This window comes from Bradyrhizobium sp. Bra64, from assembly GCF_024519875.1.
Taxonomy (GTDB): Bacteria; Pseudomonadota; Alphaproteobacteria; order Rhizobiales; family Xanthobacteraceae; genus Bradyrhizobium; species Bradyrhizobium japonicum_G.
Genome location: NZ_JALJRD010000002.1, coordinates 337562 through 355721, shown reverse-complemented (window position 1 = coordinate 355721; position 18160 = coordinate 337562). Strand labels below are relative to the sequence as shown.

Annotated in this window: 17 protein-coding genes; 8 read left to right on the top strand and 9 right to left on the bottom strand. The window is 64.6% G+C overall.

Features of this window, described 5'->3' with window-relative positions:
- Position 1: 1 nt before the first annotated feature.
- From NR187_RS09205 to NR187_RS09195, 3 genes are all read right to left on the bottom strand, one after another.
- Positions 2–580, bottom strand: coding sequence for a GNAT family N-acetyltransferase (locus NR187_RS09205; RefSeq protein ID WP_211383001.1), 579 nt, complete (start codon positions 578–580; stop codon positions 2–4).
- 6 nt (positions 581–586) lie between these two features.
- On the bottom strand, positions 587–2944 hold the full coding sequence (locus NR187_RS09200) for an Orn/Lys/Arg decarboxylase N-terminal domain-containing protein (protein WP_256806311.1): 2358 nt from the start codon (positions 2942–2944) through the stop codon (positions 587–589).
- 449 nt (positions 2945–3393) lie between these two features.
- Positions 3394–3879, bottom strand: coding sequence for an Lrp/AsnC family transcriptional regulator (locus NR187_RS09195; protein ID WP_211383002.1), 486 nt, complete (start codon positions 3877–3879; stop codon positions 3394–3396).
- A gap of 134 nt (positions 3880–4013) precedes the next feature.
- Between NR187_RS09195 and ald the strand changes: the two genes are divergently transcribed.
- Positions 4014–5129 carry an alanine dehydrogenase gene (ald, locus tag NR187_RS09190; protein WP_211383003.1) on the top strand — a complete coding sequence of 372 codons (1116 nt, stop codon included), beginning with the start codon at positions 4014–4016 and terminating at the stop codon, positions 5127–5129.
- A gap of 2 nt (positions 5130–5131) precedes the next feature.
- Here ald and NR187_RS09185 read toward each other — a convergent pair whose 3' ends face one another.
- From NR187_RS09185 to NR187_RS09170, 4 genes are read right to left on the bottom strand one after another with little or no spacing between them, the layout of a single operon-like run.
- The gene (locus tag NR187_RS09185; protein WP_256806310.1) at positions 5132–5767 is read right to left on the bottom strand and encodes a 2-hydroxychromene-2-carboxylate isomerase; all 636 of its coding nucleotides are present in this window, start codon (positions 5765–5767) and stop codon (positions 5132–5134) included.
- An 11-nt stretch (positions 5768–5778) separates the two neighbouring features.
- Complete coding sequence (locus NR187_RS09180) at positions 5779–7689, bottom strand: NAD(P)/FAD-dependent oxidoreductase (protein WP_256806309.1); 1911 nt, start codon at positions 7687–7689, stop codon at positions 5779–5781.
- Positions 7686–8333, bottom strand: a complete 648-nt coding sequence (locus NR187_RS09175) for a TetR/AcrR family transcriptional regulator (protein ID WP_211383006.1) — start codon at positions 8331–8333, stop codon at positions 7686–7688. Before NR187_RS09175 ends, NR187_RS09180 begins: the two co-directional genes overlap by 4 nt.
- The gene (locus NR187_RS09170; protein ID WP_256806308.1) at positions 8330–9823 is read right to left on the bottom strand and encodes an AMP-binding protein; all 1494 of its coding nucleotides are present in this window, start codon (positions 9821–9823) and stop codon (positions 8330–8332) included. The genes NR187_RS09175 and NR187_RS09170 overlap by 4 nt, the downstream gene beginning before the upstream one ends.
- Positions 9824–9992: 169 nt before the next feature.
- Between NR187_RS09170 and NR187_RS09165 the strand changes: the two genes are divergently transcribed.
- The 7 genes from NR187_RS09165 (at position 9993) to NR187_RS09135 (ending at position 16282) form a co-directional block, all read left to right on the top strand.
- Positions 9993–11252, top strand: a complete 1260-nt coding sequence (locus NR187_RS09165; protein ID WP_211383008.1) for an ABC transporter substrate-binding protein — start codon at positions 9993–9995, stop codon at positions 11250–11252.
- Positions 11253–11342: 90 nt separating this feature from the next.
- Positions 11343–12245 (top strand): branched-chain amino acid ABC transporter permease, encoded by a 903-nt coding sequence (locus NR187_RS09160; RefSeq protein WP_211383009.1) that lies wholly within the window; start codon positions 11343–11345, stop codon positions 12243–12245.
- Complete coding sequence (locus tag NR187_RS09155) at positions 12242–13261, top strand: branched-chain amino acid ABC transporter permease (protein ID WP_211383010.1); 1020 nt, start codon at positions 12242–12244, stop codon at positions 13259–13261. Before NR187_RS09160 ends, NR187_RS09155 begins: the two co-directional genes overlap by 4 nt.
- 2 nt (positions 13262–13263) lie before the next feature.
- The gene (locus NR187_RS09150) at positions 13264–14019 is read left to right on the top strand and encodes an ABC transporter ATP-binding protein (protein ID WP_211383011.1); all 756 of its coding nucleotides are present in this window, start codon (positions 13264–13266) and stop codon (positions 14017–14019) included.
- Entirely contained in the window at positions 14016–14729 is a 714-nt protein-coding gene (locus tag NR187_RS09145) for an ABC transporter ATP-binding protein (RefSeq protein WP_211383012.1), read from the top strand. Before NR187_RS09150 ends, NR187_RS09145 begins: the two co-directional genes overlap by 4 nt.
- A gap of 164 nt (positions 14730–14893) precedes the next feature.
- The gene (locus NR187_RS09140; protein ID WP_211383013.1) at positions 14894–15112 is read left to right on the top strand and encodes a hypothetical protein; all 219 of its coding nucleotides are present in this window, start codon (positions 14894–14896) and stop codon (positions 15110–15112) included.
- A 111-nt stretch (positions 15113–15223) separates the two neighbouring features.
- On the top strand, positions 15224–16282 hold the full coding sequence (locus tag NR187_RS09135) for a putative sulfate exporter family transporter (protein WP_211383014.1): 1059 nt from the start codon (positions 15224–15226) through the stop codon (positions 16280–16282).
- 104 nt (positions 16283–16386) lie between these two features.
- Here NR187_RS09135 and NR187_RS09130 read toward each other — a convergent pair whose 3' ends face one another.
- Together NR187_RS09130 and NR187_RS09125 are read right to left on the bottom strand one after the other, a co-directional pair.
- Complete coding sequence (locus NR187_RS09130) at positions 16387–17259, bottom strand: ABC transporter ATP-binding protein (RefSeq protein ID WP_211383015.1); 873 nt, start codon at positions 17257–17259, stop codon at positions 16387–16389.
- A complete protein-coding gene (locus NR187_RS09125) occupies positions 17256–18125 on the bottom strand; it encodes an ABC transporter permease (RefSeq protein ID WP_211383016.1) in 870 nt (289 codons plus the stop codon). Before NR187_RS09125 ends, NR187_RS09130 begins: the two co-directional genes overlap by 4 nt.
- Between the last annotated feature and the right edge of the window lie 35 nt (positions 18126–18160).

Here is an 18160-nt window from a genome sequence, read left to right as displayed (position 1 = left end):
CCTACCGGCCCGGAGTCGTGACAGGCGGGGGCGCCGTCGTCCCGGCGCCGAGCGACCGTTGCACCATGACGGTGTCGGACCAGCGGCCGTGGCGATAGGCGACACCGCTGAGCAGGCCGGCGCGCGTGAAACCGAACCGCTCGTGCAGCGCCAGCGACGGGGCGTTGTCGGCATCGATATAGCCGATCATCTGGCGGAAGCCGGCCGCGGCACAGGCGTCTATCATTCCCTGGAGCAGCAGCCGTCCGACCCCACGGCCGAGATGCGCGTGGTGGACGTAGATCGAGTGCTTGGCCGTATAGCGATAGGCCGGACGCTTGCGGAACAGCACCGCATAGGCATAGCCCACCACTTCGCCGCGATAGGTCGCAACCAGATGCGGCAGGCGCGTCTGCTTCAGATTCTTGCGCCGGTCGCGCAGATCGTCGGGCTCCGGCGCGCCGGTTCCCTCGACGTCGCGCGGCACGCCAGTGCGGACGTGATGGCGGTAGATCGCCAGCATCGCCTCGACGTCGCTTTCGCGTGAGGTGCGGACCAGCACCGGCTCGTCATCCTGACGTGCAACCGCCGTCTCGTTCATCGGCAACTACTCGGCAACGACGTACGTATAGAGCCCGATACGCCCCTGCGCATCGATCTCCTTGTAGACGCCCTGGATTTCCACATCGAAGCCCGGAAACGTGTTGAAGCAGGTCTCGAACATCTTGAGATAATCCACCATGGGCTTGGCCCGTTCCGTCAGCCGCTCGCCGGGCACGATGGTGGCAATGCCGGGCGGATAAACCACGAACGGCGTGGTGGCGATGCGACCCGCGATCGCCTCGATCGGCAGATAGTCGACGTCGTTGCGGAACAAATAACGCGCGGCATCACGGGGCGACATCGCGATCTCGGGCATGTGCTCGGGCATGAACTGCCGAGCCTGGAGCGCGCTGACATCGGCGGCACGGAAGAAGCGGTGCATCTCGCCGCAGAGGTCGCGCAGCCTCACGCCGGCATAGCGCGCCTGTCGCCGCTGATAAAATTCCGGGATCACGTCGGCCAGCAGCGCGTTGTCGTCGTGCAGCCTCTTGAATGCGACGAGACCGGAGATCAGCGTGCCGGCCTTGCTCGCCTCGACCCCGGGCGTGAGCAGGAAGAGCAGGGAGTTGAGATCGTTCTTCTCGGGGACGATGCGGTTTTCGCGCAAATATTGCGCGACGACCGGCGCGGGAATGCCGTGCTCGGCATAAGCGCCGCTGGCGCGATCGAAGCCGGGGGTGAGCAGCGTCAGCTTGTTCGGATCGGTCATGGCAAAGCCTTCGCTGAGGCCAGGAAAGCCGTGCCAGTTGGTATCGGGAGAGAGCTGCCACAGTGCGGGATTGGTGGCGAGCTCGTCGGTGGAGAGCGTTTCCCAGGCGACATTGTGCGCCGCGCCGGGACGGCTGAGATCGGGAATGGCGACGCGATCGGGAACGAAGGGTTCGAAGAACCAGCGCCGGTCCGGTTTCTGCTCCTTCTCCTCGAACTCCCGGCGCATCGCGCGGATCTTCTTGCGCAGCTCGATACCGAGGCGGATCGTGTCGTCCCACAACACCTCGCCGGAGCGGCCCTTCATCATCTGCGCACCGACGTCGAGCGAGGCGAACAGCGGATAGAAGGGAGAGGTCGAGGCGTGCTGCATGAAGCTTTCGTTGAAGCGGCGGTGCTCGACGCGCCGCTTCTGGCCGCGGATGTGGCGGTCCTTGACGTGGATCTGGGAGGCCTGTGAAAAGCTCGCGAGCTGCTTGTGGGTCGACTGCGTCGCGATGATGCCGGGCGCCTCGGGGGAAAGGTTCGCAAGCCCCATGGCGAAGCGGCCGGCATAGAGCGGGTGGAACTTCATGAAGCCGGCCCAGGCCTCGTCGAACAGGATGTACTCGCAGAGATGGCCGATGCGCTTCAGGATCATCTCGGCGCTGTGGATCGTGCCGTCATAGGTGCACTGCTCGACCACGGCGACGCGGAACGGCCGCTCCTTGCGCCAGGCATCCTTGTCCGTGACCAGCGGATGGTTGCGGATCGCCTCGCGCAAGGCCTTCTCGTCGAGCATATCCCAGCGCATCGGGCCGATCAGGCCCCAGGCGTTGCGGATGGTCGGCACGTAGACCGGGACGCCGCCATTGATCATCAGCGCGCCATGATGAGCGGCCTTGTGATTGTTGCGGTCGAACAGCACGAGGTCGCCGTCGGTCACGAGCGCGCCGAGCGCGACTTTGTTCGAGGTCGAGGTGCCGTTGAGCACGAAATAGGTCTTTTCCGCACCGAAAATCTGGGCGGCTTCCTTCTGCGCCTTCAGTGCCGGTCCCTCATGGGTAAGGAGGTCGCCGAGGTCGAGCACGGAATTGTCGAGATCGTCGCGGAAGACGGATTCGCCGAGATGCTCGACGAAGACCCGGCCGATCGGGCTGCGGTTGTAGAACACGCCGCCATTGTGGCCCGGACAGGTCCACAGCTGGTTGCCTTCCTCGGCATAGTCGACCAGCGCGCCGAAGAACGGTGTCTTCAGCGTCTCGGCATATTGCTTGAGCCGGCTGATCAGGTTCTTGGCGATGAAGGTCGGGGTTTCCTCGGACAGGAAGACGTAGCCGTCGATGAAGTCGAGCACCTCGACGGGGAGATCCTCGAAGCGCTTGCGCCGGATCAGGAGGATGATCGGGAAATCGAGGCCGCGCCGCCGCATCAGATTGATCAGCGCCGAGGTCTTGCCCTCCAGGCCCTTCTTGCCCCAGTCCACCACCATGCAGCCGATCGCGGCATCGGTCTGCACCGCGATTTCGGCGTCCTCCAGCTTGCGGGCCCGGACCACCTCGAAGCCGGAGCGCTGGATCTCCTCGATGATCTGGTTGAAGCGGATGCCTTCGAGGTCGTCCGCGTCGAACACGGGTGCGGCGAAGAGGAAGTTGAAGCGCTTGAAATAGTCCATGTCAGGTCCCGAATGTGCAGGGACCGACAGGTCTCTGCGTATTCGATGACAGTTCTATGACGGAGCCAAAAGGCCGGTGTTGATGAGCCAATGGCGGTTCGCGGGTCAGGGCACGTGAGTGCGCATGATGAAGGAACCCCACACCCAGCCGTTCGAGAACTGACACCAATCGTCCGTCCGGCATCCCACAAGCGGAAACTTCTGCCCCTTGCGGAGGACGCCGATCACTTTCCCGACCCCGCCGGGAATGTCGTAGAGATCGACGTCAGAGATGATGGCCGTGGTCTTCTGGGCGGGGGCACCCGTACCGAGGACGCGGGTGTGGGTCGCGAGGCGCGGGGTGTCTTCAACCGTTCGGTTGATCTCGGTGCTTGCGTGTGATGGGAACTCGCGTATTCCCTGGCGCGTGTAACTCTCCAGTCACGAGCCGGGTGTGCCGACGGAAGCCATCAGCCTTGTCGCTTTGCCTCGCCGAACACCACGGTCGGCACCGCGCGGTTGACGACGTCGCGTAGCGCGAAGCTCGATTGCACCCGCGCCACCCGCGGCAGGCGCGACAGCTCGGTGCGGTGGATGCGTTCGAAATCCTGGATGTCGCGGGCAAGCACGATCAGGATGTAGTCGTCGTTGCCCGACATCAGGAAGCAGCGCACGACGGAGGGGCATTTCACCACCTCCGCCTCGAACGCCTTCAGCGCCTCGTCGCTCTGGCTTTCCAGCGCGATCCGGACCAGCACCGTCGTGGTGAGGCCGAATTGCGCGAGGTCGAGCGCGGCCTGGTAGGCCTGGATGTAGCCGTCGTCCTCCAGGGTTTTCTGCCGCCGCGCCAGCGCCGTGCTCGACAGGCCGACCTTGGTGGCGAGCTCGGTGTGGCTGGCCCGCGCATTGGTGGTGAGTTCCGCAAGGATGGCGAGATCTTTCCGGTCCAGGGCCAAGGTTTGGTTTCCAGCGTGAAAGGGCACTTCCGCGCCTGAAACCGGCGCGGGGAGGGCAAAGCTAGCGGATATTTGCACGAAACCAAACCGGGCACGTCGTTACGATGATCGGAGTGAATCAAAAGGAGCCCAGAATGCGCGTCGGTGTGCCCAAGGAAATCAAGGTGCAGGAATATCGCGTCGGGCTTACCCCGGGCGCGGTCCGCGAATATAGCGCGGCAGGACACCAGGTGACGGTCGAGACCGGCGCCGGCAGCGGCATCGGCGCCTCCGACGAGGTCTATCGGCGGGCAGGGGCCTCCATCGCCGACAGCGCCCACGATATCTTCGCGAAGTCCGACCTGATCGTGAAGGTGAAGGAGCCGCAGAAGGTTGAGTGGGCCCAACTTCGCGAAGGCCAGATCCTGTTTACTTATCTGCATCTCGCGCCGGATCCCGAACAGGCCAAGGGCTTGCTTGCCTCCGGCTGTACGGCGATCGCCTATGAAACCGTCACCGACGCGGCCGGTCGCCTCCCCCTGCTCGCGCCGATGAGCGAAGTCGCCGGCCGCCTCGCCATCGAGGCCGCCGGCGCCGCGCTCAGGCGTTCGGCTGGCGGACGCGGGCTGCTGCTGGGCGGTGTCCCCGGCGTTCAGCCGGCGCGGGTCGTCGTGCTCGGCGGCGGCGTGGTGGGAACACAGGCCGCGCGCATGGCTGCAGGGCTCGGCGCCGAAGTCACCGTCATCGACCGCTCCATACCGCGCTTGCGTGAACTGGACGATCTCTTTGCCGGGCGCGTGCGCACCCGGTTCTCGACGATCGAATCGGTCGAAGAGGAGGTGTTCGCCGCCGACGTCGTGATCGGCGCGGTGCTGGTGCCGGGCGCCAGCGCGCCAAAGCTCGTCACGCGCGCGATGCTGAAATCGATGCGGCCGGGCGCCGTGCTGGTCGACGTCGCGATCGACCAGGGCGGCTGCTTCGAGACGTCCCATGCGACCACGCATGTCGATCCAACCTATGAGGTCGACGGCGTCGTGCATTATTGCGTCGCCAACATGCCCGGCGCGGTGCCGGTGACATCCAGCCAGGCGCTGAACAATGCGACGCTGCCGTTTGGCCTGATGCTCGCGAACAAGGGCTTTGCCGCGGTGCTGGAAAATCCGCATCTGCGCAACGGCCTCAATGTCCATCGCGGCCGGATCACAAACAAGGCCGTGGCCGAAAGCCTCGGGCTTGAGTTCGCGCCCGTGGAGAGCGGGCTGGCGGCGTAGGACTATGTCGGCTTGCGGTGGCGGCTGCCGAGTGCGGCTTCGATCGTCTCGGGTCTCTCGATGCGCTCGATCAGCATGTCGATGCGGTCGCCGCCCCAGAACAGCTCGCCGTTGAAGACCATGGTCGGCACGCCGAACACGCCGAGCGCTTCGGCCTCGTCGATGATGCGGTCATGCTCGGCGCGGGCGGGGCCGCTGACATAGGCCTCGAACTCGCTCGCCGAGCCGCCGCACGACGTGATGACATCCGTGATCGCGGTGAGATCGTCGATCTCCAGCTCATGGCTCCAGAACTTTCGGAACACCGTGTCGTGGTAGGGGCGGAAGAAGCCGTGGGCTTGCGCGAACAGCATGCCGACGCTGGAATAGAAGGCATCGTAGATCCGCCTCGGGCCCTTCATGACAAGCCCCTGCGCATTGGCATAGCGCCGCGCGTCCATATAGGCGTAGCGCACCTTGCGCCAGAAATGCGGCTTGCGCTCCTCCACCGTCCCCATGAATTCGGCGATGCGTAGCGTGTAGGGCAGCCATTCGATCTCGACGCCGTGCGTCTCCTCGAACTCGAACAGGCGCTTGTTCGCCACGAATGCGTAGGGGCTCTTGTAGTCGGTGTAGATGCGCACGCGGGGTTTGGGCATAGGCGGATTCCTTACGCCTTCGTCAGCCTGTACTGCCTCAGATCCGGATCATGCGTCATGCGCCAGTAATCCACGAACCGCCAGGGCATCGCCGAAAACACGCGGCCGCTGCTGTTGCGATAGTAGGTGCTCATGCCGGGGTGAGTCCAGATCATGGCCTCGTGCTCGGCATCGACCTTCTGGACGTAGTCGTCGAGCACCTCCCTGCGGACGTCGATGGCGGCGACGTCGTGCTCGATCATGTCGGCAAGGCAGGCGGAGATGTAGCGGCTCTGGCATTCCGACTGGAAGATGACGCTGCCGCCATGGGCGGGCCCGGAGTTGGGGCCCAGCATGCAGAAGAAATTTGGAAAGCCCGGCACGGTGAGGCCGAGGAACGCGGTTGGATTGTCGTTGGCCCAGGCGTCGCGCAAATCCTTGCCGTCACGGCCGCTGATGTTGAGACGCGCCGCCATCTCCGTGACCTTGAAGCCGGTCGCCACCACGATGATGTCGGCGGGGCGGTGCTTGCCGTCGGCCGTGACGATGCCATCGCGGTCAATATGATCGATGGTGTCGGTGACGAGCTCGACATTCTGCCGCGTCAACGTCTTGAACCAGTTGTTGTCGAGCAGGATGCGCTTGCCGTAGGGCGGGTAGGTCGGGACGCATTTTTCGATCAGATCGGGCCGGTCTTTCAGCTCCAACAGGATGAAATCGGTCAGCTCCTGACGATGCCGGTCATTGCCCTTGTTGACGGCGCGCTCGGGATGCGGCCAGGCCGGGTCCTTGCGCAAGAAGGGCAACAGCCCGTCGCCGTAGCGCCAGAACATGTTGAAGCGATACCACTGCACATAGAACGGCAGGTGCGCGAGCAGCCAGCGCGCGCCGTCGCTGATCGGATCGGCATAGCCCTTCACCGGCCGCGCCCATTGCGCGCTGCGCTGATAGACCGTGACCGAGGCGACACGGCCTGCAATCGCCGGCACCAGCTGCATCGACGTCGCGCCGGTGCCGATCACGGCGACGTGCTTTCCGTCAATGTTGATATCGTCGGACCACAGCGCCGAATGCAGGATCGTTCCCTCGAACTCGTCCTCGCCCTTGAAGCGAGCGCGGGAGGGATCGTTGAGCTGGCCGATCGCGGAGACCAGCGCGGTGGATTCGAAGGTCTCCTCGCCACTGTTTGTCTTGAGCGTCGAGATCCAGCGCCGCCTGCCTTCGTCCCAGCGCGATGATGTCAGCTCGGTGTTGACGCGCAGATGCTTGCGGATGCCGTATTCCTCCGCGACCTTCTGCAGGTAGCCGAGCAGTTCCTCGCGCTGGCAGAAATAGCGGGTCCATGCATTGCCCGAGCCGAAAGAGTAGGAATAGGAGTGGTTCGGCGTGTCGACGCCACAGCCGGGATAGCGGTTGATCCACCAGGTGCCGCCGAGTTCGTCGTTCTTCTCGACGATGGTGTAGGGGATGCCGAGATGGCCGAGCGCGACGCCAAGCGCGATGGCGCAGACGCCGGCACCGACGATCAGGACATGCTGGTCGGCAAGCTTCTCGTCGGAGGGACGCTTGGTCCAGCGCGGCTCGCGCGGCACAAAACCCATCTCCTCGCGCATCAGGGGCGCATATTCCGGCGCGACGTTCTCGCCGAGGCAGGCGCGCATCATCTTGAGCAGCAGCTCCTCGCCGGGGTCGGCAATGACTGGCTTCGGCGTACCATCGGCAAAGAGCTCGACGACCGCTGCGCGAATTTCGTCCTGGACCTCCTTCGGCACCCCGGCCTCGGGATCGGGAATGAGGCGGATGTCGCGTCTGGGTAAATACGGCGGCGCGAGCCATTTGTCGTCGCCGGTCATGTGGACCAGCACCATCAGGAGGCAGCGGATGTCGCCCTCGGCGATGGTCGAGGCGAGGTCGAGCGGCTTGTGCGGAGATTCGATGTTCATGGCGTGTCCTGATCTCCGGATGCACGAAAGAGGCCGCGCGTCATCAGCTTGCGGTAGGCGGAGATGACGTGCTCGGGCACGGCGGTGACGCCGCCTTCCGAATAGGAGTAGCGGCGGCTGAGATAACCGCGCGATCCCATCAGCATGTGGACGATGGCTTCGAATTCCTCGTCGCTGTAATCCGCGATGGCGCCCGAATGCCGTGCGCGCCGCAAAATGCGGACATAGGCGACCGAGATGTTGTCGAGATGCTTCTGGTATCCGACCGGCGCAAAGAACTCGGCTTCGTTGAGGATGCGCAAGAACTCCGGCACCTCGCGGATGAAGTCGAAGAAGGCGGAAAAGCGCGCGATCTCCTGCCGTGCCGCATCCGCCGTGCCGGTGCGGGCGCGGATGAACTCGACCATGTCGAGGCCGATCTTGGGCAGCAGCTGGTCGAGCAATTCCTGGCGGTTCTCGAAATGATTGTAGAAGGTGCCTTGGGCGACGCCGGCCTGCTCGGTGATACGGGCGACCGAGGCCTCGGCATAGCCGTGCTTGCCGACGACCTTCGTCGCGGCCTCGAAGATCTTCTGCTTGGTCCAGGCGTTGCGCTCGACCCGGTTGAGTTTTGTGATTTTTGCGGTGGCGGGGCCTTGCGTCATGCCACGGTCTCCAGTTCGGCGCGCAGCACGCGCTTGAGAATCTTTCCTGAGGGATTGCGCGGCAGGCCGTCGCGAATGATGAGCTCTTTGGGCACCTTGAAGCTCGCCAGCCGCGCCCGGCAGTGCTCGGTGAGGGCAGGGAGCTCGAGGCTCGCGCCCTCGGCCAGCACGACGATAGCCACCGGCCGCTCGCCCCAGCGCGGATCACGCAGGCCGATCACCGCGACCTCGCGCACCTCTGATAGCTCGTAGATGACGCGCTCGACCTCGGAGGATGCGATGTTCTCGCCGCCGGAGATGATCATGTCCTTCTTGCGGTCGGTGAGATACAGGAAGCCCTCCTCGTCGAGATAGCCGACGTCGCCGCTGCGGAACCAGTCGCCGAAGAAGGCGGAGGCTGTCTTCTCCGGATCCTGCCAATAGCCGCGCGTGATCTTTGGGCCGCGCAGGCAGATCTCGCCGTTGACGTTCGGAGGCAGGGTCTTGCCGTTCTCGTCTCGGATCTCGATCTCGACATGAGCGATGGCGCGTCCGGTCGAGCCGATCTTCTCGATCTCGCGGCCGGGCTCCATGAAGGTGTCGCCGCCGACGGTCTCGGTGAGGCCATAGGCGTCGATGTAGCGCGCGTTGCGGAAATACTCGGAAAACGCGCGAATACGTATCTCCGGCGTCTTCTCGCCGCCGCCGATCGCCCATTCCAGGCTGGAGACGTCGTAGCGGTCGCGGGTGGGGCAGGTGAGCATCGCGGTGGTCATTACAGGCGCGAACCACGCGGCGTTGAGCTTGTCCTCGGCGATCGCTGCGAGCGCGGTCTCCGGCTCGAAATTGCGTTCGATGTGGATGAACCCGCCATGCCAGAGCACGGCGATGCCGGGCAAATCGAGCGCACCGACATGATAGAGCGGGCCGACGACGAGAAGGCGCGTCTGCGCGCTCAAGCCCAGCGCAATAGTCTGATCGGCGGACTTCCAGTAGAAATTATCGTAGGTGAGCATCACGCCCTTGGGGCGGTCGGTGGTGCCCGAGGTGTACATCAGCCGCATCAGGTCGGATGGAGCGCGGACATGCATTGGCGCTGCCAAAACATCGCCCACGAGGCGCGTGAGGCTCTGTTGCGCGGCCTCATCGAGTACGACGATCTTCGCGCCCGCTGCATTCGGCGCGAGTTCTTCATCGACGATCAACAGCCGCGCGCCGGCATTGCCGGCGATGTAGCCGACCTCGTCGCGGGAGAGGCGGAAGTTGATCGGCAGAAGCACCGCGCCGAGATGGCTGGTCGCGAAGACGAGCTCCAGAAACGCCGCGCTGTTCTTCATCAGCACGGCAACGACGTCACCGGCGCCGATACCCTGTACGGCGAGCCAGCCGGCCGCCTGCCGGATGCGCGCATCGAAAACGGCGTAGGAGATCTCCTGGCCGCGATATTTCAGCGCGGGCCGATCCGGCGAGCGCCGGGCATGGAAGGCGATGAAGCTCGAAAGGTTGATCATGCTGCGGTTTCGGGCCGATTGCCGGCCTCGTTTCCTCCCGTCTGAATAGTGACTCATAATTCATGTTTGTCTTGACGTCACCCCCTACCTCTGGAATTGTTGGAGCCACGGAGACGCGACGATCTCCGACTGGGATCAGGAAACGCCGACCCGACAGAGGGAGGGGAAATTGACGAGAACCCGCACACCGGGCATCAGCCGCCGTTCATCACTGGCGCTGATGGGCGCCGGTGCAATCAGCGTCGCCGCGCCGTGGGTGGCGCGTGCGCAAGCCAAGACCATCAAGATCGGCATGCCGACGATTCTGTCGGGCCGCGTCGCGCAGCTCGGCACGTCGTCGCGCAATGCGGTGATGCTCGAGGTCGACAAGGTCAATGCGGCCGGCGGTCTTGCCGGCCGGCAGATCGAGATGGTGATCCGCGACTCCAAGGGCCAGCCGCAGGAAGCCGCGCGTGTCGCGCGCGAACTCGTCAACACCGACGGCTGCGAATGGCTGATCGACGGCGAGGCGTCGTCCGGATCGTTCGCGGTGCACGAGGTGGCGCGCGATCTCGGCGTGCTCTGTGTCCATACCTGCTCGGAAGCGTCCTCGCTGACTGCCGATCCAAAGCAGCACATTCCGAATGCGTTCCGCTGCGTGAGGCAGGGCATTCACGATTCGATCGTCGGCGGCAGCTATGCGGCCGCGATCGCCAAGACCAAGGGCCTGAAGAAATGGGCGACCTGCTCGCCGGATTATGCCTATGGCCGCGACACCACCGGCGAGTTCACGCTGTACCTGAAGCGCTTCGCGCCCGACGTCGAGCTCATCAGCGAGTCCTGGCCAAAACTTTTCCAGCCCGACTACACCGAGGTGGTGACCAAGATTTTGCAGGCCAAGCCGCAGGCGCTGTACTCCTGCCTGTGGGGCGGTGATCTCACCTCCTACATCGACCAGGCCAACATCTACGCGATGTTCGGCCAGATGGAGGTGTTCGCGGTCAACATGGCCGACTACACCGCGCTCACCGTGGTGAAGAACCTGCCGAAGGGCATCCACTCCGGCAATCGCTACATCAAGACCTTCCCGGCCACGCCGGAGAACGCCGCCTGGGGCGATGCCTACAAGGCCAAGTACAACGAATATCCGACCAACTGGTCGTGGCAGAACGCCACCGCCGTGATGTTCCTGGCCGAGGCCGCCAAGAAGGCGAATTCCACCGACGGCAAGAAGATCGCGGAGGTGCTGGCCGGCCTCACCATCAAGTGCCCGTTCGGCGCCGACGGTACCGTGACGATGCGCGGCGACGACCATACGCTGGTCGGCTACGCCATCGGCTGGGGCACCACGATCCCGCAGGAGCCGTACGTGCCCGAGGTCAAGGCCGGCGACTGGAAGACCATCTTCGAACTCGAAGCCGAGTGGAAGAAGAGCAAGGGCTACACCTGATCACGCACAAGGCGGAGACGGCCGACCGTCTCCGCCTGCTTCGTTTGGCTCTCCGCGCCGGATCCGGCGCGACGCAATGAAAGTGCTCCCGTGGATCTCGACGCGCTTGCCGGTTGCCTCTCCAGCTCCGCCTGCCTGGTGACGCAAACCACCAGCGGCCTCATCATCGGCATGCTGCTGTTCCTGGTCGCGGTCGGGCTGACGCTGATCTTCGGTGTGCTCAAGATCGTCAATTTCAGTCACGGCGCCTTCTACATGTTCGGCGCCTATTTTGCGATGACGGCATATCAGCTCACCGGCAGCTTTGCGCTGGCGATGTTCGCGGGTGCGGCCGGCACCGCCGTTCTCGGCCTGATCTTTGAGCGCGTCTTCATGAGCCGCGTCTACGGCGCCGACGTCTTGATGCAGCTTCTGGTCTGCTACGCCTTCGTGCTCATCTTCGACGATGTGGTGCGGCTGATCTGGGGACCGGAATTCAAGTCGATGGGCATGCCGGCGGCGTTCCAGGTGATGCCGCTGTTCATCGCCGGCGGGGTGGTGCCGCCTTATTACCTGTTGCTGATCGGCGTCGCGCTCGTCGCGGCCATCGTACTCGGCATCGGATTGTCGCGCAGTCGCATCGGCAAGGTGATACGCGCCGCCGCGCACAATCCCGGCATGGTTTCCGCGCTCGGCATCAACACCGGCCTGATCTATGGCGGCGTGTTCGCGCTCGGCGGGATGCTGGCGGGGCTGGCGGGGGCGCTCGCCGCGCCGGTGCGGTCGCTGACCCCTGGCATGGGATTTTCGGTGCTGATCGAATCCTTCATCGTCACCGTGATCGGCGGCATGGGCTCGATCGTGGGCGCGCTGGTCGGCGCGCTGCTGCTCGGCCTGATCCGTTCGTTCGGCTCGCTCGGCTTTCCCCTGTTCACGGAAGGCCTGATGTATCTCTTCATGGTGATCGTGCTGGTCTCCAAGCCCACCGGCCTGTTCGGCAAGGAGGCGGCATGACCGAGCTGGAGGCCGGACGCACGCGGACGCTGGTGCCGGTGCGCGGCGACGCCGGACTTCAGCGATACCGCGACGTGCTGATCGCGCTGGTCGCCTTCGCCGTGCTGGCGAGCCTGCCACTGTTCACGGGCAGCAAGGCGCTGCTCGATTTAGTCATCCGCTGCTCCGCCTACGGCCTGTTCGCGACCTCGCTCAATCTGCTGGTCGGCTACACCGGCCTGACCTCGTTCGGGCACGGCATGTTCTTCGGGCTCGGCGCCTATAGTTTCGGCCTGATCATGCAGAAGCTCGGCGTGCCTATTCCGGTCGCCTTCGTCGCGACGCTTGCAATCACCGCAGTGGTTGCGGCGATCATCGGTGCGATCTGCGTGCGGCTGAAGGAGATCTATTTCGCCTTCGTCACGCTCGCCTTCCAGATGCTGATCCACTCGACGATCCTGTCGTGGGCCTCCTTTACCGGCGGCGACCAGGGCCTGCGCGGTGGCATCGCGCGGCCGCGGTTCCTCGGCATCGATCTGTCCAACCACGTCCATCTCTACATCGCGAGCTGTGCGCTGCTGATCCTCGGCCTGCTCGCGATGCGCCAGATCGCGCAATCGCCGTTCGGCTACACCTTGCGCATGATCCGCGACAACGCCGCGCGCGCGAGCTTTCTCGGCATCGACGTTTGGCGCGCCAAGCTCACCGTGTTCGTGCTGGCGGCGCTGTTCGCGTCGATGGGCGGCATGGTGATGGCGCTGTTCGTCTCCGGCGCCTATCCGGAGTTCGCCTATTGGACCATCTCGGGCGAGGGCATCTTCATCAACATGCTCGGGGGCGTCTCGACCTTCCTCGGACCGATGGTCGGCACGGTATTGCTGCTGCTGCTCAACGACACAGTCACGCGCTTCACGGAATACCACGGCATCGTGCTCGGCGTGGTCATCCTGTTCTTTGCGCTCGGCTTGCGGAAGGGTCTGCTGGATTTCGTCGCCGAATGGTTTGCGCACCGGCGCGATGCGGGCGAGGGGCGCTAGCCATGCTCGAAATCCGCAACCTCGCAAAATCCTTTGGTGGCGTGAAGGCGACCAACGACGTCACGCTGGACTTCCCCGACGGCTCGCTGACGGCCGTGATCGGCCCGAACGGTGCGGGCAAGAGCACCTTCTTCAACCTGATAACCGGCGCGCTGAAGCCGGATTCCGGCCAGGTGCTGCTCGACGGCGTCGATCTGGCCGGCCGTTCGCCGCCTGAGATCGTGCGCCATGGCATCGGCCGCGCCTTCCAGGTCGCCAGCATCTTCAAATCGCTGACGGTGCAGGAGACCATGCTCGCCGCCGTCAGCGCCGACCAGCGCTCCTCCGCGGTGCTGCACAGGCGCTTTCCGTTGCCCGAGACGCGCGACCGCGCCGAGCACGTGATGGAGCTGCTTGGGCTCGCGGGAAAACGCAATCGCACCGCCGCGACGCTCTCGCATGGCGATCAAAAGCTCCTCGACATCGCGCTGGCACTGGTGCTCGAACCGAAAGTGCTGCTGCTGGACGAGCCGACCGCGGGCATGGGTCCGGAAGAACGCTGGCGCATGATCGACAAGGTGCGCGAGCTCTGGGAGACGCAAAAGATCACCGTCGTCTTCATCGAGCACGACATGGACATCGTGTTCAAGATCGCGCCGAAGATCGTCGTGCTCTGTTACGGCCGCATTCTCGCGATCGGCACGCCCGACGAGATCCGCAACGACAGCGCGGTGATCGAGGCCTATCTCGGCACTGAACATGCGGGAGCCGCCGCATGAGTGCCGTAGTCATCGAAGTCGCCGATCTCGACGTCTATTATGGCACCAGTCAGATCCTGTTCGGCGTCGCTCTCTCCGTGCGGAAGGGCGAAACCATGGCGCTGCTCGGGCGCAACGGCGCCGGCAAATCGACGACGATGAAAGCGATCATGGGCCTGGCGCCGCCGCGGCGGGGCAGGGTCAGCCTGCGCGGTGCGGTGATCTCCGGCCAGAAGCCGCACCACATCGCGCGCGCCGGTCTCGGCTTCGTCCCGGAGGACCGCCAGATCTTCCCGGAGCACACCGTCGAGGACAATCTCGTCATCGGTCGTAAAAAGGGCCCGGAAGGCCAGGACGAATGGCCGATCAAGCGCATCTATGAAGTCTTCCCGCTGCTGGAGCCGCTGCGCCAACGCATCGCCGGACGCCTGTCGGGCGGCGAGCAGCAGATGCTCGCGATCGCGCGCACGCTGATGGGCAATCCGGCGCTGCTGCTGCTCGACGAGCCGAGCGAGGGCCTCGCGCCCATCATCGTGCAGCGGATCGGCGAGCTGCTGCGGCAGCTTCGCCAGCTCGGTTCGACCGTGCTGATCGCCGAGCAGAACATGCATTTCTGCCTGGGGCTTGCGAGCCATGCCACGGTCATCGACAAGGGCCAGATCGTCTATGCCGCCGGTATCGACGAGCTGAAGGCCAATGACGCCATCCGCCGCCGCTACCTGGCACTTTAGCCGGAGCTCCCGGTGCCCAAATAGGGCCGAAGAAGAAAACCATTGCCGCGGGACCTTCCTGCGGAAGGAGTTTCCCCTCCCCGGGGTAAAAACGCCAATCGCTTCCATTGCTGTTTTGGGCCGAAACAACGACATTCCTGTCAGAAATTGATGGATCGACTGCCATGGAACGCACTGGATTTGAGCCCTTCGGCGAGCAGCTGGTGTCCGCAACGGACACCCAGCCGCGGTCGCGCGCGTCGAAGCTCCTGCTGCGCGCCGGCACGGGCCTGTTCTGGTCGCTGGTGGCGGGCATCGTGCTCGCGCGTGCAGCCTTCTTCGAGCCCGGTGTCTATGACGGCTTCAGCCGCGTCGCTTCGCTCGCCAAGAGCTTGATCTTCTGATCCCGTTTATTCCGGGCTGGGGACAGAACTTCCCTCGACCCTGATATGTCGAAAACTTATTTCCCAATCGAGCGTCGCTGCGTATAAATCTTTCTCTTCTGGGAGAGATTTGTGTCGCAGAATCAAGCATCCAGCCCGGCCGACGCCAAGCCGGCCACTGCCGTAAGCCGCATTGTCGCGCTGATTCCCGGCATCCTTCTCTGCATTGCCGTGGCCGGCATCTCGGCTCTGCTCGAGCGGGCCGAACTGGGCGTGTTCGAGCATCCCTATGTCGAGGCGCTGGTGATGGCGATTCTGCTCGGCATGGCGCTGCGCAGCTTCTGGAAGCCCGCGCCGCGCTGGCAGGCGGGCATCGCCTTCAGTGCCAAGCAGCTGCTCGAAGTCGCGGTCATGCTGCTCGGGGCCTCCATCAGCTTTGCCGCCATCGCGGCCTCCGGCGTCGCGCTCCTCCTGTCGATCGCGGCCGTCGTGGTGATCGCGCTCTCCGTCTCCTTCGGCATCGGCCGCGTACTCGGCCTGTCGACGCGGCTGTCGATCCTGATCGCCTGCGGCAATTCGATCTGCGGCAATTCCGCGATCGCGGCTGTGGCGCCGATCATCGGCGCCAACAACGACGAGATCGCATCGTCGATCTCCTTCACCGCCATTCTCGGCGTGATGATGGTGCTGGGCCTGCCGCTGCTGATTCCGCTGCTGCACCTCACGGCCACGCAATACGGCATCCTCGCGGGCCTCACCGTCTATGCCGTGCCGCAGGTGCTGGCGGCGACGGTGCCGGCGGGGCTGGTCTCGACGCAGATCGGTACGCTCGTGAAACTGATGCGGGTGCTGATGCTGGGGCCGGTCGTCGTCGGCCTGTCGCTCGCCGCCTCGCGCTGGCAGAGCGGCGCCAAGAAGACCAATGTCGGCTTCTTCCGCCTCGTCCCCTGGTTCATCCTCGGCTTCCTCGCGCTCGCGACGTTGCGCTCGCTGGAGATCGTGCCGGGCACCGTGGTCGGGCCGGTGACGAAGATCACGAGCTTCCTCACGGTGGTGTCGATGGCGGCGCTGGGCTTGGGTGTCGACGTCCGCGTGCTGGCCAATGTCGGGGGCAGGGTGACGGCGGCCGTGACGCTGTCGCTGATGCTGCTGCTCGGCATCAGCATCGCGCTGGTGCATTGGTTCAAGTGAGAATAATCGCGCGGCGATGGCAGTGCACCCGCTCCCCTTGTGGGAGAGAGTGGCTCGCCGCGTAGCGGCGAGACGGGAAGGCAGCGTGCAAGCGTCGAGATGAATCAGATCACATCCGCGAGCGAATGCCCGTGCAGCTCGATGTTGAGCCCCTGCAGGCCCATGTCGCTGATCTCACCGCCCATCGCCTTCAGGCTTTCCTCGCGGATCAGCGACATCAGCCCGCGGCGGAGCGCCAGGAATTCCGAGGACATCATCATCGATTGCTGCCGCGGCCGCTCCAGCGGGATCGGGATTTCCGCCTTGATCGAGCCCGGACGCGCGGTCATGCAGTAGACGCGGTCGGACAGGAAGATCGCCTCGTCGATGTCGTGGGTGACGAACAGCACCGAGATCTTCAGGCGCTGCCACATGTTGGTGAGGATCTGCTGCATGATGACGCGGGTCTGCGCGTCGAGCGCGCCGAAGGGCTCGTCCAGCAGCAGCACTTTCGGCCCCGTCGCGAGCGCGCGGACGATGCCGACGCGCTGCTTCATGCCGCCGGAGAGCTTTTCCGGATAATGCTTCTCGAAGGCCTCGAGACCGGCGAGCCCGAGCAGCGTGCGGGCGGCGCGCTCGCGCTGCGAGCGCGCCATGCCGCGCATCTTCAGGCCGAACTCGACGTTCTCCCGCACGGTCTTCCAGGGAAACAGCGAATATTGCTGGAACACCATGCCGCGCTCGGCGCTGGGGCCGTTCACGCGCTCACCGTCGACGGTGACCACGCCGGTGGTCGGCTTGAGGAAGCCCGCGACCGCATTGAGCAGCGTCGACTTTCCGCAGCCGGACGGGCCGACGATCGAGACGAACTCGCCGGGCTTCACGTGAATCTGCGTATCGGTGACGGCCTCGACCGGTCCCTCGATGCTCTCGTAGCTGAGCGAGAAGTTTCTGACCTCGATATGACCCTGCGGTGCTTTGGTCGGGATTTCGTTCATTTCAGCCTCCACGGCATCACCAATCGTCCGGCGCCCCGGATCAACATGCTCGATCCGAGGCCGAGCACGCCGATCGCGATCATGCCGAGCGCGATGTCGGCGTACTGGACCAGCGAATAAGCCTCCCACGTGAAATAGCCGATGCCGTACTGCCCCGAGATCATCTCGGCGGCGATCAGCGACACCCAGGCCACGCCCATGCCGACGGTCAGGCCGGTGAAGATGTGCGGGAGCGACGCCGGAAAATACACCTCGCGGAAGATCGAGCGTTCGCGTGCGCCGAGACATTGCGCCGCGCGCACCAGCACCGGGTCGACGAGCGACATGCCGTGCAGCGTGTTGACCAGGATCGGGAAGAACGAGCCGAGGAACGTGATGTAGACGATGCTCTGCTCGTTGGTCGGCCACAGCATGATCGCCATCGGCACCCAGGCGATCGCAGGGATCGGCCGCAGCACCTCCGCAACGGGGAAGATGATCTCATGCGCCAGCTTGAAGCGTCCCATGATCAGGCCGAGCGGTACGCCGACGATCGCCGCGAGGGAGAAGCCGATGAAGATGCGCCGGCAGCTCAGCACGATGTGCATCAGGAATTTGGGATCGTGGATCGCCTTGGTGAAGCTCGCATAGACCGCGAGCGGCGAGGGCACGTTGGTAAAGCGCACGAAGAACACGACGCGGTAGGTCGTGAGCAGGTGCCAGACCAGCAGGAAGGCGGCGAGCGAGACGATGCCGATCGCGATCGCGCGCAGCCCGTCCCGGTTGAGCCGGTACCAGCGCAGCGCGAGCGTGCTGAAGGAGGGCGGTGCCACGGGTGGAGTGGTGGCGGGCACGGAGGTCGTTTCCGCGATTGCACTTGCCGACATGCTGTCCTCGGTTTGTCTGAGGAGGGCGGGACTGC

Excerpts from the sequence above, each read along its gene's own strand:
- NR187_RS09205 (WP_211383001.1), bottom strand. The coding sequence starts at position 580 with ATGAACGAGACGGCGGTTGCACGTCAGGATGACGAGCCGGTGCTGGTC.
- NR187_RS09200 (WP_256806311.1), bottom strand. The coding sequence starts at position 2,944 with ATGGACTATTTCAAGCGCTTCAACTTCCTCTTCGCCGCACCCGTGTTC.
- ald (WP_211383003.1), top strand. The coding sequence starts at position 4,014 with ATGCGCGTCGGTGTGCCCAAGGAAATCAAGGTGCAGGAATATCGCGTC.
- NR187_RS09185 (WP_256806310.1), bottom strand. The coding sequence starts at position 5,767 with ATGCCCAAACCCCGCGTGCGCATCTACACCGACTACAAGAGCCCCTAC.
- NR187_RS09180 (WP_256806309.1), bottom strand. The coding sequence starts at position 7,689 with ATGAACATCGAATCTCCGCACAAGCCGCTCGACCTCGCCTCGACCATC.
- NR187_RS09175 (WP_211383006.1), bottom strand. The coding sequence starts at position 8,333 with ATGACGCAAGGCCCCGCCACCGCAAAAATCACAAAACTCAACCGGGTC.
- NR187_RS09170 (WP_256806308.1), bottom strand. The coding sequence starts at position 9,823 with ATGATCAACCTTTCGAGCTTCATCGCCTTCCATGCCCGGCGCTCGCCG.
- NR187_RS09155 (WP_211383010.1), top strand. The coding sequence starts at position 12,242 with ATGACCGAGCTGGAGGCCGGACGCACGCGGACGCTGGTGCCGGTGCGC.
- NR187_RS09150 (WP_211383011.1), top strand. The coding sequence starts at position 13,264 with ATGCTCGAAATCCGCAACCTCGCAAAATCCTTTGGTGGCGTGAAGGCG.
- NR187_RS09145 (WP_211383012.1), top strand. The coding sequence starts at position 14,016 with ATGAGTGCCGTAGTCATCGAAGTCGCCGATCTCGACGTCTATTATGGC.
- NR187_RS09140 (WP_211383013.1), top strand. The coding sequence starts at position 14,894 with ATGGAACGCACTGGATTTGAGCCCTTCGGCGAGCAGCTGGTGTCCGCA.
- NR187_RS09130 (WP_211383015.1), bottom strand. The coding sequence starts at position 17,259 with ATGAACGAAATCCCGACCAAAGCACCGCAGGGTCATATCGAGGTCAGA.
- NR187_RS09125 (WP_211383016.1), bottom strand. The coding sequence starts at position 18,125 with ATGTCGGCAAGTGCAATCGCGGAAACGACCTCCGTGCCCGCCACCACT.